11 protein-coding genes are annotated in these 13,683 nt (G+C 70.3%); 5 read left to right on the top strand and 6 right to left on the bottom strand.

The window, feature by feature from the left end:
- The coding region (locus QH470_RS01930) for a TauD/TfdA family dioxygenase (RefSeq protein WP_280270491.1) at positions 1–425 on the bottom strand (425 nt) is incomplete at its 3' end.
- Positions 426–511: 86 nt separating this feature from the next.
- Here QH470_RS01930 and QH470_RS01925 point away from each other — a divergent pair.
- Complete coding sequence (locus QH470_RS01925; protein WP_280270490.1) at positions 512–985, top strand: NUDIX hydrolase; 474 nt, start codon at positions 512–514, stop codon at positions 983–985.
- Positions 986–989: 4 nt separating this feature from the next.
- Here the strand turns inward: QH470_RS01925 and glpK (QH470_RS01920) are convergent, their stop codons facing one another.
- Positions 990–2,516 carry a glycerol kinase GlpK gene (gene glpK, locus QH470_RS01920; RefSeq protein ID WP_280270489.1) on the bottom strand — a complete coding sequence of 509 codons (1,527 nt, stop codon included), beginning with the start codon at positions 2,514–2,516 and terminating at the stop codon, positions 990–992.
- A gap of 73 nt (positions 2,517–2,589) precedes the next feature.
- A complete protein-coding gene (locus QH470_RS01915) occupies positions 2,590–3,351 on the bottom strand; it encodes an IclR family transcriptional regulator (protein ID WP_280270488.1) in 762 nt (253 codons plus the stop codon).
- A gap of 256 nt (positions 3,352–3,607) precedes the next feature.
- Here QH470_RS01915 and QH470_RS01910 point away from each other — a divergent pair, with 256 nt between their 5' ends.
- Genes QH470_RS01910 through QH470_RS01900 form a run of 3 tightly spaced genes read left to right on the top strand, consistent with a single transcriptional unit; the run spans position 3,608 to position 7,691 of the window.
- Positions 3,608–4,417: an MIP/aquaporin family protein gene (locus QH470_RS01910; RefSeq protein WP_280270487.1), complete on the top strand. Its 810-nt coding sequence runs from the start codon at positions 3,608–3,610 to the stop codon at positions 4,415–4,417.
- Between the two features lie 45 nt (positions 4,418–4,462).
- Positions 4,463–5,983, top strand: a complete 1,521-nt coding sequence (gene glpK, locus QH470_RS01905) for a glycerol kinase GlpK (RefSeq protein WP_280270486.1) — start codon at positions 4,463–4,465, stop codon at positions 5,981–5,983.
- A 31-nt stretch (positions 5,984–6,014) separates the two neighbouring features.
- On the top strand, positions 6,015–7,691 hold the full coding sequence (locus QH470_RS01900) for a glycerol-3-phosphate dehydrogenase/oxidase (protein ID WP_280270485.1): 1,677 nt from the start codon (positions 6,015–6,017) through the stop codon (positions 7,689–7,691).
- 116 nt (positions 7,692–7,807) lie between these two features.
- Here the strand turns inward: QH470_RS01900 and QH470_RS01895 are convergent, their stop codons facing one another.
- The gene (locus QH470_RS01895; RefSeq protein WP_280270484.1) at positions 7,808–8,221 is read right to left on the bottom strand and encodes a protease inhibitor I42 family protein; all 414 of its coding nucleotides are present in this window, start codon (positions 8,219–8,221) and stop codon (positions 7,808–7,810) included.
- A 153-nt stretch (positions 8,222–8,374) separates the two neighbouring features.
- The gene (locus QH470_RS01890) at positions 8,375–9,181 is read right to left on the bottom strand and encodes an SAM-dependent methyltransferase (protein WP_280270483.1); all 807 of its coding nucleotides are present in this window, start codon (positions 9,179–9,181) and stop codon (positions 8,375–8,377) included.
- A 108-nt stretch (positions 9,182–9,289) separates the two neighbouring features.
- Between QH470_RS01890 and QH470_RS01885 the strand changes: the two genes are divergently transcribed.
- Positions 9,290–11,455 carry a putative bifunctional diguanylate cyclase/phosphodiesterase gene (locus QH470_RS01885; RefSeq protein WP_280270482.1) on the top strand — a complete coding sequence of 722 codons (2,166 nt, stop codon included), beginning with the start codon at positions 9,290–9,292 and terminating at the stop codon, positions 11,453–11,455.
- A 188-nt stretch (positions 11,456–11,643) separates the two neighbouring features.
- Here the strand turns inward: QH470_RS01885 and QH470_RS01880 are convergent, their stop codons facing one another.
- Positions 11,644–13,677, bottom strand: a complete 2,034-nt coding sequence (locus tag QH470_RS01880; protein ID WP_280270481.1) for a LuxR C-terminal-related transcriptional regulator — start codon at positions 13,675–13,677, stop codon at positions 11,644–11,646.
- Between the last annotated feature and the right edge of the window lie 6 nt (positions 13,678–13,683).

Here is a 13,683-nt window from a genome sequence, read left to right as displayed (position 1 = left end):
ACGGGTAAGGCTTCAGGGCGGTTCGCAGTGAGGTCGGCGTAGACGTCGCGTCCGTCGATGACGAGACACTCTCCGCCGGAGGTGCTCTTTCGGGCGCAGACGACCAAGAGCAGGGCGGGTGGGTCGATGACGCCGGATCGGTCGGTGTGTGGTGGCAGCGCGCCGGTGCCGAAGCCTTCGAAGCCGATGCGGCGGCCGAGGCCGGACCGGTTTTCGAGAGCGGTCACCCCGTCGTCGGCGCTGTCGCGGTGCGGCACGATCCGGCCCAAGGATGCGCCGAGCGTCACGAATTGGGTTCGCGTGCGGATGTGGTCGAAGCGAGCGATCCCGTCGGCGGCGAGCCGGGATGCGACACCGGCAGCCCAATCTTGTTGCAGGTCAACAAACATGAGTTCACGGTGCGACGTGTGGGTGCGGGCGTCCACTGACAAACCGTCACTGCGTTCGTAGTGACGGATTGTCAGCGCCGAGACGGGGGCTCGGCGGTGTTGTGCCTGCTAGCGTCACCGACATGACTGCCTCTGGTTATGTGCCGCACATGTACTCGATCTCAGTCAAGGGTGTGGTGGTCCGTGACGGCCGGGTGCTGTTGCTGAAGAACGAGCGCAACGAGTGGGAACTACCGGGCGGGCGGATCGAGCCCGACGAAACACCGGAGGAATGCGTCGCCCGTGAGATCACCGAGGAAACGCAGTGGGCGGTCACCACAGGCCCGATTCTCGATTCCTGGATCTACTACATCAACGAGGCCGAAAAGCACGTGTTCATCGTGACCTACGGCTGCTACCCGGACACCGACGCCGAACCGGTCTTGTCCCACGAACACAAAGAGATCGGTCTGTTCGGCGAAAGCGAGATCGCCGGTCTGAGGATGCCTGACGGCTACAAGCGGTCGATTATGACGTGGTTCGCGCAGTTGCGGGTCTCACGAGTCGGTAAGGATTTCAGCTTCGTCCCATCCGAACAGAATCGACGTTCGGCCTGACGGGTTATCGAGGGGGTTGGGTTCGTGGGTCGGAAGGGCGGGCCCAGCCGTAGGTGAGGGATACGGCGCGTTGCCAGTTGGCGTATTCGGACTCGCGGAGGTGGGGGTCCATGTGGGGGAGCCATTGGGCGGCTACTCGCCAATTTCCGCGTAGTCCTTGCAGATCCGGCCAGTAGCCTACGGCCAGGCCGGCGGCGTAGGCGGCGCCGAGGGAGACGGTTTCGGCGACGAAGGGGCGCATGACCGGGGTGTCGAGTACGTCCGCCACGATCTGCATCAGCAGGTTGTCGGAGGTCATGCCGCCGTCCACGCGCAGGGCGCGGGCCTGCAGGCCGGAGTCGGCGTTCATGGCGTCGACCACCTCGCGGGTCTGCCAGGCCGTGGCCTCCAGTACCGCGCGGGCCAGGTGGCCCTTGGTGACGTAGGAGGTGAGGCCGATCAGCAGGCCGCGGGCGTCGCTGCGCCAGTGCGGGGCGTACAGGCCGGAGAAGGCGGGGACGAGGTAGCAGCCGCCGTTGTCTTCGACTGTGCGCGCGAGGGTTTCGATTTCCGGAGCGGTCGCGACCAGCCCGATGTTGTCGCGCACCCACTGCACCAGCGAGCCGGTCATGGCGATCGGGCCCTCCAACGCGTACACCGGTTCGTCGGCGATCTGATAACCGATCGTGGTCAGCAGGCCGTGCTCGGAGCGCACCAGCTCGCTGCCGGTGTTCATCATCAGGAAGCCGCCGGTGCCGTAGGTGCACTTGGTTTCCCCACGGGCGAAACAGGTCTGGCCGAACAGCGCCGCGTGCTGATCACCCAGCGCGGCCGCGATGGGCAGCCCCGGCACCGGGTGGCGGACGGTGCCGAACGACGCGGTCGAGGGCTGGATGCGGGGCAGCATCGCGGCGGGAATTCCGAAGAACCGCAACAACTCCGGAGACCAGGTACGGGTCGACAGATCCATCAGCAGGGTGCGGCTGGCGTTGGTGACGTCGGTGACGTGCAGGCCACCGTCCACGCCGCCGGTGAGGTTCCAGATCAGCCAGCTCTCCATGGTGCCGAACAGCACCTCACCGCGTTCGGCCCGCTCGCGCAGGCCGGGCACGGTGTCGAGTAGCCACCGCAGCCGCGGCGCGGCGAAGTAGGTGGCCAGCGGCAGGCCGGACAGCTCCCGGATGCGCTCCGCCCCGGTCGCACTCTCGAACCCTCGGACCAGTTCCTCGGTGCGCACGTCCTGCCACACGATCGCGCGGCCGACCGGAACGCCGGTGCGCCGATCCCACACCACGGTCGTCTCGCGCTGGTTCGCGATCCCCACTGCCGCAACCTGTTCCGCACTCACCCCGGCGTCGCGCAGCACCTGCGGGAGGATGCGCTCCACATTGCGCCAGATCTCGGCGGCGTCCTGTTCGACCCACCCCGGCCGCGGGTAGTACTGCCGGTGCTCGCGCTGCGCCACGCCCACCAGCCGGGCACGCTGGTCGAACAGGATGCACCGGCTCGAGGTCGTGCCCTGGTCGATCGCCAGCACGTATCGCTGCGTCATGCGCGGCCACTTCCTATCGAAACATTCTGAGCGGCAACATATTCCGTACTGGACACGCCCATTCGGCGGGCCGTCATTGCGCCCCGAGTTCCCGCGACACCGCACCCGCGGCCTCGCGGACGTACCCGACCAACCGCGCCCGCGGCCGCAGCCGCGCGTCACAGAGCCGGTCCACCGCCCCCGCGACTCCGATCGCCCCGACCACGAGCCCGCCGTGCGAGCGCAGCGGCGCGGCGAGACCGGCTGTGCCGGATCGGAACTCCTCGATCTCCGCCGCCCATCCGGCCTGCCGGACCGCGGCGATCTCCCGAGTCAGCGCGTCGGGGTCGGCGAGAGTGCGGTGGGTCAGCGCGACCGGTGTCCCGCGCAGCACCCGCGCGGCCAGATCCGCGTCGGCGGCCAGCAATACCTTGCCCAGCGCGGTGGCGTGCGCGGGTAGTTCCTGCCCTACCTCCAAGGCTTGCTCGGTGTTGTCGGGACGAAATACGTGGTGCACCACCACGACACCGTCCCCGCCCGCCCGCGCCGCGATCCGCACCGCCTCGCCGGTTCGGGCGGCCAGCCCGTCGGCCCAGTTGATCGCCCGCGAGCGCAGGTCGTTCGGATCGAGGTAGCCGGTGCCGACCCCGCGCAGGGCCGCGGCCAGCCGATATTTGCCGCTGTCGTGATCCTGCTCGACGAACCCCACGTCCCGCAGGGTGCGCAGGATGCCGTGCGCGGTCGGTTTCGCCAGCCCGAGCGCCCCGGCGATCTCGCCCACCCCGAGGCGACCGGAGCGGGCGAGCAGGCGCAGCACGGCCGCCGCGCGCTCGATCGACTGAATCGGACCCGGCATGCACGCAACCTAACTCGCCACCGCGGATTCGGCGGCGCCGAACACGCGCACCGGCCCGGCGTCGCCGCGACCACGCGGTGTGACCTGGGCCGTCCCCTGCTGACCACGGTCGGACGGTAGCCTTCGCGACGAGCACGCTCCACCCGTCCTGTTCGACATTGTCGAACGACCACGGTGTTCGAGGCGGCGCCGCGGCCGTAGCGTCGCGGCCAGGACGGTCGCACCGGGGCGGCCGACGGCGGACGGAGGCTCAACGGTGAACTTCGGGTCGATCTTCCTCAGCGAGGCGCTCGGCACGGGCGTGCTGGCCCTGCTCGGCGTGGGCGTGGTCGCCAACGTGCTGCTCGCGAAGACGAAGGGCTTCGACGGCGGCTGGCTGCTGATCAACTTCGGCTGGGGGCTGGGCGTGTTCGGCGGCGTGTACGTCGCCTACAAGACCGGCGGCCACCTCAATCCGGCCGTCACGATCGGGATCCTGTTCAGCGGCGCGGACGACTACGCGCCCGGCATCGCGATCACCGCCGCCACCACGATCGCCTATGTCGCCGGGCAGCTGGTCGGCGCGTTCCTCGGCGCGACCGCCGCCTATCTGGCCTACAAGAAACACTTCGACGCCGAGCCGGACGCCGGGAAGAAGCTCGGCGTCTTCGCCACCGGTCCCGAAATCCGTTCCTACCGCTGGAATTTCGCCACCGAGGTGATCGCCACCTTCGTGCTGGTGCTGGTCATCATCGGCATCGGCCACACCCCGAGCGGGCTGGGTCCGCTAGCGGCGGCGCTGCTGGTGGTCGGCATCGGTGCGTCGCTGGGCGGCCCCACCGGATACGCGATCAACCCGGCGCGCGATCTGGGCCCGCGGTTGGCGCACGCGGTCCTGCCGGTGACCCGGACCGCGGCGACTCGGGTTCCGGCCGCGGCGGGCGTCGGCGCGCAGTCGACCGGGGCGCCGGCGGAAAGCCCCGCACCGCAAGGCAAATCCAACGACTGGGCCTACGCCTGGGTGCCCGTGCTCGGCCCGCTGGTCGGCGGCGCGCTCGCGGGCCTGGTCGCCGCCGCCGTCTTCTGATCCCGTATACCCTTCTCCCCCATCACTTTTGCGAAAGGACCCACGATGACCCGGTATGTCGGAGCCATCGACCAGGGCACCACCAGCACTCGCTTCATGGTGTTCGACCACGGCGGCAACGAGGTCGCTCGCTGGCAGCTGGAGCACGAGCAGATCATGCCCCGCGCCGGATGGGTCGAGCACAACCCCGCCGAGATCTGGGAACGCACCAGCACCGTCATCAAAACCGCACTGGCACACGCGGATCTGACGGCCGAGGACCTGGCCGCGGTCGGCGTCACCAATCAGCGCGAGACCACCATCGTGTGGAACCGGCGCACCGGGCGGCCCTTCTACAACGCCATCGTCTGGCAGGACACCCGCACCAACCGCATCGTCACCGACCTCGAGCGCGCCGGCCACGCCGACACCATCCGGCACAAGTCCGGACTGCCGCCCGCGACGTACTTCTCCGGCGGGAAACTGAAATGGATCCTGGAGAACGTCCCCGGCGTGCGGGAGGCGGCAGAGCGCGGCGACGCCCTGTTCGGCACCTCCGACACCTGGGTGCTGTGGAACCTCACCGGCGGTCCGCGCGGCGGCAACCACGTCACCGACGTCACCAACGCCAGCCGCACCATGCTGATGAACCTCGAGACGCTGGACTGGGACGACGAACTGCTGGAACTGTTCGGGGTGCCGCGCGCGATGCTGCCCGAGATCCGGCCCTCGGTGAATCCGGACCTGTTCGGCACCACCTCGGCCGACGGCCCGTTCCAGGCCGAGGTGCCGATCGCGGGCGTGGTCGGCGATCAGCAGGCGGCGACCGTCGGCCAGCTGTGCTTCCGCCCCGGCGAGGCCAAGAACACCTACGGCACCGGAAACTTCCTGCTGCTCAACACCGGCGAGGAAATGGTGCGTTCGGAGCACGGCCTGCTCACCACCGTCGCCTACCAGTTCGGCGACCAGCGGCCGGTGTACGCGCTGGAGGGTTCGATCGCGGTGACCGGCTCGGCGATCCAGTGGCTGCGCGACCAGCTCGGCATCATTTCCGGTGCGGCACAGAGCGAATCGCTGGCCCGGCAGGTCGAGGACAACGGCGGGGTGTATTTCGTCCCGGCGTTCTCGGGTCTGTTCGCGCCCTACTGGCGTTCCGACGCGCGCGGCGTCATCGTCGGCCTGTCCCGTTACAGCAACAACGCGCACTTGGCGCGCGCCGCGCTGGAGGCCATCTGCTATCAGACCCGTGACGTCGTGGAGGCCATGCAGGCCGACTCCGGCGTGCGCTTGGACGTGCTGCGAGTGGACGGCGGCGTCACCGCCAACGAGTTGTGCATGCAGTTGCAGGCCGACTTCCTCGGCGTGCCGGTGTCACGGCCGGTGGTGTCGGAGACCACCGCGCTCGGTGCCGCCTACGCCGCCGGGCTGGCGGTCGGCTTCTGGAAGGACGTCGACGAACTGGCCCAGAACTGGCAGGAATCCAAGCGCTGGACCCCGACATCGAGCGAGGAGCAACGCGAACGCGGCTACGCGCGATGGAAGAAGGCAGTGGCCCGCACGCTCGACTGGGTCGACGTCGACGACTGACCCGTACGGAACACGAGAGAGAAATACCGCTGTGACAACACAATTGGACCCGCAGTACCGGGCCGACGCGCTGCGCTCCCTGGGCCGCGACGACATCGACGTCCTGATCATCGGCGGCGGCGTGGTCGGCGCCGGCGCCGCGCTGGACGCCGCCGCACGCGGCCTGACCACCGTCGTCGTGGAGGCCCGCGACTGGGCGGCCGGGACCTCGAGCCGCTCCAGCAAACTCATCCACGGCGGGCTGCGGTATCTGGAGCAACTGGACTTCGCCCTGGTACGGGAGGCGCTGAAAGAGCGCGGCCTGCTGCTGAACCGGCTCGCCCCGCACCTCGTGCACCCGGTGCCGTTCCTGTTCCCGTTGCGGCGGCACTGGGAACGTCCCTACATCGGCGCCGGGGTCGCGCTCTACGACACCCTCGGCGGCGCCCGCGCACTGCCCATGCACCGGCATCTGAGCCGTTCGCGCGCACTGGAATTCGCGCCCGCGCTGCGCGAGGACGCCCTGGTCGGCGCCATCCGGTACTTCGACGCCCAGGTCGACGACGCGCGGCACACCATGATGCTGGCCCGCACCGCCGCCCAGCACGGCGCCACCGTGCTCACCCGCACCAAGGTGACGGCATTGCTGCGCGACCACGATCGGGTGGCCGGCGCGACGATCACCGATCTGGAGAGCGGCCGCACCTACGACGTGCGGGCCCGCAGCGTGATCAGCGCGACGGGCGTGTGGACCGACGAGATGAACGCCATGACCGGCGTGGACTTCCCGTTCCGGGTGCGCATGTCCAAGGGCGTGCACATCATGGTGCCGCGTGCGCGGCTGGACCTGCGCACCGGCCTGATCATGAAGACCGAGAAGAGTGTGCTGTTCGTGATCCCGTGGCGCGCGCACTGGATCATCGGCACCACCGACACCGACTGGTCGTTGGACCGCGACCACCCGGTGGCGACCGCGACGGACGTGCGCTACATCCTCGATCACGTGAATTCGCTACTGCGCGAACCGATTTCCGAGGACGATATCGTCGGCACCTACGCCGGGCTGCGGCCGCTGCTGTCGGGCGCCTCGGACGAGACCGCGAAGCTGTCGCGCGAACACGTGGTGGCCGAACCGGTTCCGGGCCTGTTCGTGATCGCGGGCGGCAAGTACACCACCTACCGGGTGATGGCCGCCGATGTGGTCGATGCCGCGGTGGCGGGCTTCGGGCGGGCGGTGGCGCCGTCGGTGACCGAGAACCTGCCGGTCCTGGGCGCGGTCGGCTATCACGAATTGCGCGCCGACGCCGAGACGGTCGCGCGGCGGGCGGGGTTGCCGGTCGAGACGGTGACCCATCTGCTCGAGCGCTACGGCTCGCTGGCCTCCGAGCTGATCGCGATGATCGACGCCGCGCCCGAACTCGGCATGCGGTTGCCGGGCAGCGGCGAGTATCTCGGTGTCGAGGCGGTGTACGCGGTCACCCACGAGGGCGCCCTGCACCTGGACGACATCCTCACCCGCCGCACCCGCATCTCCATCGAGGTACCCGACCGCGGACTGGCCGCCGCCGAGGTGGTCGCCGACCTGATCGCGAGCCATCTGGGCTGGGACGACGCCACCAAGACCGCCGAACTGGCCCGCTATCGCGATCGGGTCCGGGCCGAACTCACCGCCAACGAGGCGGCCGACGACGTGTCGGCGAACGCGGCTCGGTTGGTGGCGGTGTCCTGACGAGACGGTCCCGAATACATCCGGCCTGGGCGGTCACAAATCTTCTCGTAGCGGCACGTGTTGCCGCGACGGCGCGAAAAGTGTCCGCCCAGGCCGGATGTCGTTGTGCGGCAGGCTCAGTTCACGGTCACGTCGAGCGAGAACTGCTGTGCCGGGGCGGGGTCGCCCGGGCGCACCGACACCAGGGTCAGGTGGCTGGCGCCGCGGTCCCCGGCGGTGAAGGCCCACACCGAGTTGCCGGGGCCGCCGGGCATCAGGTCGCCCGGGTTCTGGCGGAACTGCGGTTCGCCCTCCTGGTGCAGCACGGCCTGGTCGATCTCGGCGACCTGCCAGTGGTAGCCGGTGGACGGGGTGTCCGGCAGCGCCACCACCAGTTCCTGGCCGGACGACAAGGTGACGGCCTGGCCGTCGGCGTCCGCGCCCAGCATCACCGGTTCGGCGATCGGCGCGGCGCTCACGCCGGGCAGCGGGTCGGCCGCCGCTATCACGCTCGGCCCACCGGCCGCCAGCGCCAGTCCGAACACAACCATCAGCAAAGGTGTACGCACCACAATCCTTCCAATTACGTCGAGGCGCTCACACCTTACAGTCGCCGCCGCCGCGGTCGGCCGCGGATCCGCGAAAACGACTCGGCACCAATTGCTTCCATCCAGCACGACCGCTCGGACCAGCCCTTCGGGCGGTCATTCCTTGCGCGCGAGACCCCCGTACGCGCCGGACATCTCGGGCCGCTCCCCGACGTCGGCGGGGTTCTCCGGCCGCCACAGCGGCAGGTGCACCAGGCCCGGCTCGAGCAGGGGCCAGTCGCCGAAGAAGGCCGCGATCTCATCCTTGCCGCGCAGCACGATCTCGGTGGAGGTGCGGCCGGAGAGTTTCTGCGCCTCCAGCACCTCCGCGGGCTGCCCGTCCGCGGTGGCGTGCGTGATCGCGATGTAGCTGCCGGGCGCGACCGCCTCCTGCAGCCGCGCCACGCAACCGGCCGGGTCGGCATCGTCGGGCACGAAGTGCAGCACCCCGAGCAACAGCACCGCGACCGGCTGCCCGAAGTCCAGCAACCGGGTCACCTCCGGATCGGCGAGAATCGTCTCGGGATCGGCCATATCGGCCCGCACGACGCTCGCGCGCTCGTTCCCGGCGAGTATCGCCTGGCTGTGCGCGACCGCGACCGGATCGATATCGACATAGACCACCCGTGATTCGGGATTGCGCGCCTGCGCCACCTCGTGCACGTTGCCGACCGTCGGAATGCCCGAACCCAGGTCGAGGAACTGCGTGATCCCGGCGTCGACCAGGTCACGCACGCACCGGCGCAGCAGATCCCGGTTGGCGCGCATGGTCTCGGCGACGTTCGGGGTGAACGACTCGATCTGCCGGGCGAGCACGCGATCGATCTCGAAATTGTGCATGCCGCCGACGAAGAAATCGTAAACTCGCGAGGCGCTGGGCCGGTCCAGATCGATTCCCTCGGGCGCCCAACTCGGTCTGGTCATCGCAAAACCTCTCTGCACCGGAAAACGAAGCATCGCAATCGTATTCGAGCAACCTTCGAAACGTATGCGGTTCACACGCGGCGACGCCGCCGACTAGGATCGAATCTTATGGCGTGGGAAGGGTCCGACGACGTCCTGCACGCCGATCTGGCCGAGCGGTGGGCGGCCGCCCTCGGTGGCGGGGCCCGCGATCACGTCGTGCCGCTGAGCGCCGCCGAGGTACGCGACCTGTTGACCGGACTGGCCGCCGACCTGCACGCGGTGTCCCGCAGCGGAGGCACCGTGCGCGCGGCCGAGGCCGGCGGCCGGCTGGCGCGCGCCCATTTCGTCGGCGACGAGGTGCTGGGCCGCAGCATCGCCGTTCTCAGCGACCACTTCGCGGCCACGGGGGTGAGCGCGCACCGAGCCGCGGAAGTGCTCGCCGCCTTCGCCTCCGGCTATGTGCGGGCCTTCCGGGCGTGGCTGCTGAGCGAGCAGGAGAGCGTGCATACCGCGGTGCTGGCCGCGCGGGAGCTGGCCGAACAACGGTTGCGTACCAGCGAGGCGCGGTTGCGGGCGGTGTTCTCGCAAGCCGGGATCGGCACCGGACTGTCCGATATGACCGGCCGCATCATCGAGGTCAATCACGCCTTCGCCGCGCTGCTGGGCTACCGGCCCGAGGAGATGGCCGAACTCAACGTCGCCGAACTGACCCATCCGGACGATCCGCCGGGCATGTGGCAGCTGTACGCGGGCGTGCTGCGCGGCGACCACGACAACGTGCAGTTGGAGAAGGCGTATCGGCACCGCGACGGCCACACGGTGTGGACCAACATCAACGTGTCGCTCATCCGCGACGAGCAGGGCCTGCCGCAGTACACGCTGGTACTGGTCGAGGACATCTCCGAGCAGCGCGTGCTGCGCGAGCGGCTGCACTACCGCGCCCACCACGACCAGCTCACCGGGCTGGCCAACCGCAGCCGCTTCTTCGACGCGCTGGCCACGGCGTTCGCCGATCCCGACGCCCGGGTCGGCCTCTGCTACGTCGATCTCGACCACTTCAAGAGCGTCAACGACACCTTCGGCCACGCCGCGGGCGACGAACTGCTGACCCAGGCCGCGGCGCGCCTGAGCGCCTGCATCACCGAGCCGGATCATCTGGTGGCGCGCATGGGCGGCGACGAATTCGTGGTTCTCGTGCCCCGCGCGGCCAGCGGCGGCGATCTCGCGCGACTGGCCCGCACCGTACTGGACGCGTTCACCCGGCCGTTCGACATCCACGGCCACCGGCTCAACGTGAGCGCCAGTGTCGGGGTGACGGTGCAGCGCGCCGGGCACACCAGCACCGACGAGTTGCTGCAGGCCGCCGACACCACCATGTACTGGGCCAAGGCCGACGGCCGCGGCCGCTACGCGATGTTCGATGCCGACCGACGCCGCCGCGAGCACACCCGCGCCGAACTGTCCGCGGCGATGCCCGCCGCGCTGGGCCGGGGCGAGTTCTTCCTCGACTTCCAGCCGATCGTCGCGCTCAGCGGCCGGGCGCCGGTGGCGGTGGAGGCACTGGTCCGCTGGCGGCATCCCGACCTCGGCGTGCTGACCCCGGCCCGGTTCGTGGAGCTCGCCGAGGACGGCGGGCATATCGGGGCGCTCGGCGCGGTGGTGCTCGCCGACTCCTGCCGCGCCGCGCGCGACTGGCAGGACACCTACGGGCCGCGCACCCCGGTGCTGAGCGTCAATGTCTCGGCCGCGGAGGTGGCCGACCCGACCTGGCTGGACCGGGTGCGGCGGACCATCGACGACACCGGAATCGACCCGCACCGGCTACAGCTGGAGCTCACCGAGCGGGCGTTCATGCACGCGGCGGGGCGGCCGCTGCAGGCCCTGCGCGCGCTCACCGAGGCCGGGGTGCGCATCGCCATCGACGACTTCGGCACCGGCTACTCGAATCTGGCCTATCTCGGCCGGCTGCCGCTGCACGTGGTCAAGCTGGCCGGGCCGTTCATCCACCGCATCCGCACGCCCGGCACATCCAGCCGCAGCGACCTGCTGGTGCTGCAGAGCATCATCGATCTGAGCCACGAGCTGGGCCTGACCGTCACCGCCGAATGTGTGGAGACCCAGCACCAGGCCGAGCGGCTGCTGGACATGGGCTGCGATACCGCGCAGGGCTGGTACTTCCACCATCCGATGCCGTCCGAGCAGATCGCGAAGGTGCTGGCCGAGACCGAATTCACCTGGCCGCCTGCACTCTTCGAGCCCGGCTTCCCCGGCTCCCCGGACCCGCGGCCCTGACCGCGCGGCCGCGATATTCCGCGAGCCGCGCTGACCAGGGCCGCCCCGGATCTCCCGACCAAACCCGCACCCGCCGGCACGTCGTGTTGCACACTTATTCACTATGCTCACGATCTACTACAGCTTGTTCCTCCTGCTGCTGGAGGGCGAGAAGCTCTTGGAGCAGATCCTGCGGCAGTGACACCGGCTCATACCGCCTCCGTCCGCTCCGGCTCGCTCCCGCCGAGCACGACCGCCAGGTCGGTGCGGCGGGTGACGCCGAGCTTGCGATAGACGCGAGTGAGGTGCTGTTCGACGGTACTGGTGGTGATGTGCAGATCCCGCGCGATATCGCGATTGCGGCAACCGGCCGCCGCCAGCCGCGCCACCTTCAGCTCCGACGGGCTCAGCGTGTCCAGCGCCCCGCGCGGATTATCGGTCGGCGGCACCGAGTGCAGGCCCGGTCCGCGGGCGCCAGCCAGCCGGGCCCGTAGCGGTTCCGCGCCGCACTGCTCGGCCAGCCGCAGTGCCCGCCGCGTCGCGGTGCGCGCCCGATCCCGTTCCCCGATATCGAGATATGCCTGCGCGAGATCGGCCAGCGCCGTGGCCAATTCGAGCATGTCGGGGCCCGCCGCGGCGATTTCGGTCGCCTTGCGCAACAGCCCGACCCGCTGCGCGGGCGCGCTGGTGGCGGCGACCAGTCGTAACGAGGTCGCGCCGCTGGAATGACGGGTGGCGCCGCGAATGTGTTGCACGTGCGCCGCCGCCCAACTGCGCGCCGCGGACAGGTCACCGGCCGCCAGATACGTCTCGGCCAGATCGTTGCGCCAGGCCGCGATGCCCGGAATATCCATGCGCCAGGCCCGCATTCGCTCGCCGCACAGGGTGAAGTCCGCGCGCGCCGACTCGTGGTCGCCGATGGCGAGCCGGTAGCGGCCCCGCGCGCGCAGATAGTGCAGGCCGATCCGCGACAGCGGCACCGTGTCGGGCAGTTCGGTGTCGAGGTAGGCGGCGGCCTCGCGATAGCGCCCCGCCGCCGTCGAGGCCTCCACCAGGCTGGCGACCGCCAAACCCGCGTAGGTGCCCAGACTTTCGCCGCGCACCCGGCCCAGCGCGCTGCCCGCGTGGCCGATGGCGGCGTCCAGCGAGCCCGCGCGCACGAACATCGCCGACCGCCAGATCGCGAAGATCGACTGCCAGGCCGGCGCCCGCCGCGCCGCCGACTCCAGCATCAGCGACTCGCACCAGATCGCCGCCGAATCCAGCCGATCGCTGTAGACCATGCCGTCGAGCACCATCAGCAGCGCGCCGAAGGTGGTGTCGTCGAGGCGGTGCGCGCGCACCAGCCGCTGTGCCCGCGCCATCGCGTGGTCGCACGCACCGTGGGTGAACACGTCCGACAGCAGGCGGGCGGCGTCGGCGTCGGACTCGGCCCAGCCGCTGCGCAGATACGCTGCGGCACGGTCGGTTTCGCTGCCGCCCATCGGCGCCTCGGTGCCGTCCAGCAGCCCCGGATAATGACAGGCCAGCCATTCCCGCAGCGCCGACCAGCCCGCGATGCCGGTCTCGTCACCGGCGCGGGCGGCCGACCGTAGTAGTCGCAGCGCCACCGCGGCGTCGTCGGTGCGGCCGTGCCACAGCAGGTACCGGGCCGCCATGGGCAGGCACGCCACCGGCATCGCGCCGCCGCGCACCGCCACCAGCAGCCGCGCGAAGCTGCGGTTGGACGTCGACGGGTTGAGCCGCCAGCGGACCATCGCCAGCATCATCAGCATGACCGCGCGGTCGGCGTCGTCGTCGGAGAGCCGGCAGGCCAGTTCGAGATAGTCGATGGCCCGGTGGATCTCGTCGTCGGCGATGGCGTCCTCGGCGGCCGCGCGCAACACCGGCACCGCCCACGGCATCCGGATATCGTCGGCGCCGAGCAGGTGATCTGCCACCCGCACGGCGGGCGCGCCGCCGTCCTCGAGCACCTCGGCGATCCGGCGGTGCAGCCGCTGCCGCACCGGCACCGGCACCTCGCGCACCACCGCGTCGCGGACGTCGCGCCGCCGGAACTGCGCGTACGCCACCAGATTCGCCGCGGTCAGCTCGCGCACCACCGCGGCCACCGCGGCCGGTTCCGCGTCCAGCACGCGCGCCAGGATCCACAGCGCGGTCGGCTGATCCAGTACTGCCAGCAGTTGCGCCACCCGAACCCGTCCGGCGCCGCCTCGGCGCAGGTAGGCCAGTGCCGCCGGCACCGGCCA

The sequence above is a fragment of the Nocardia wallacei genome (assembly GCF_029868745.1).
Taxonomy (GTDB): Bacteria; Actinomycetota; Actinomycetes; order Mycobacteriales; family Mycobacteriaceae; genus Nocardia; species Nocardia wallacei_B.
This window is presented reverse-complemented; position numbering and strand designations above follow the sequence as displayed.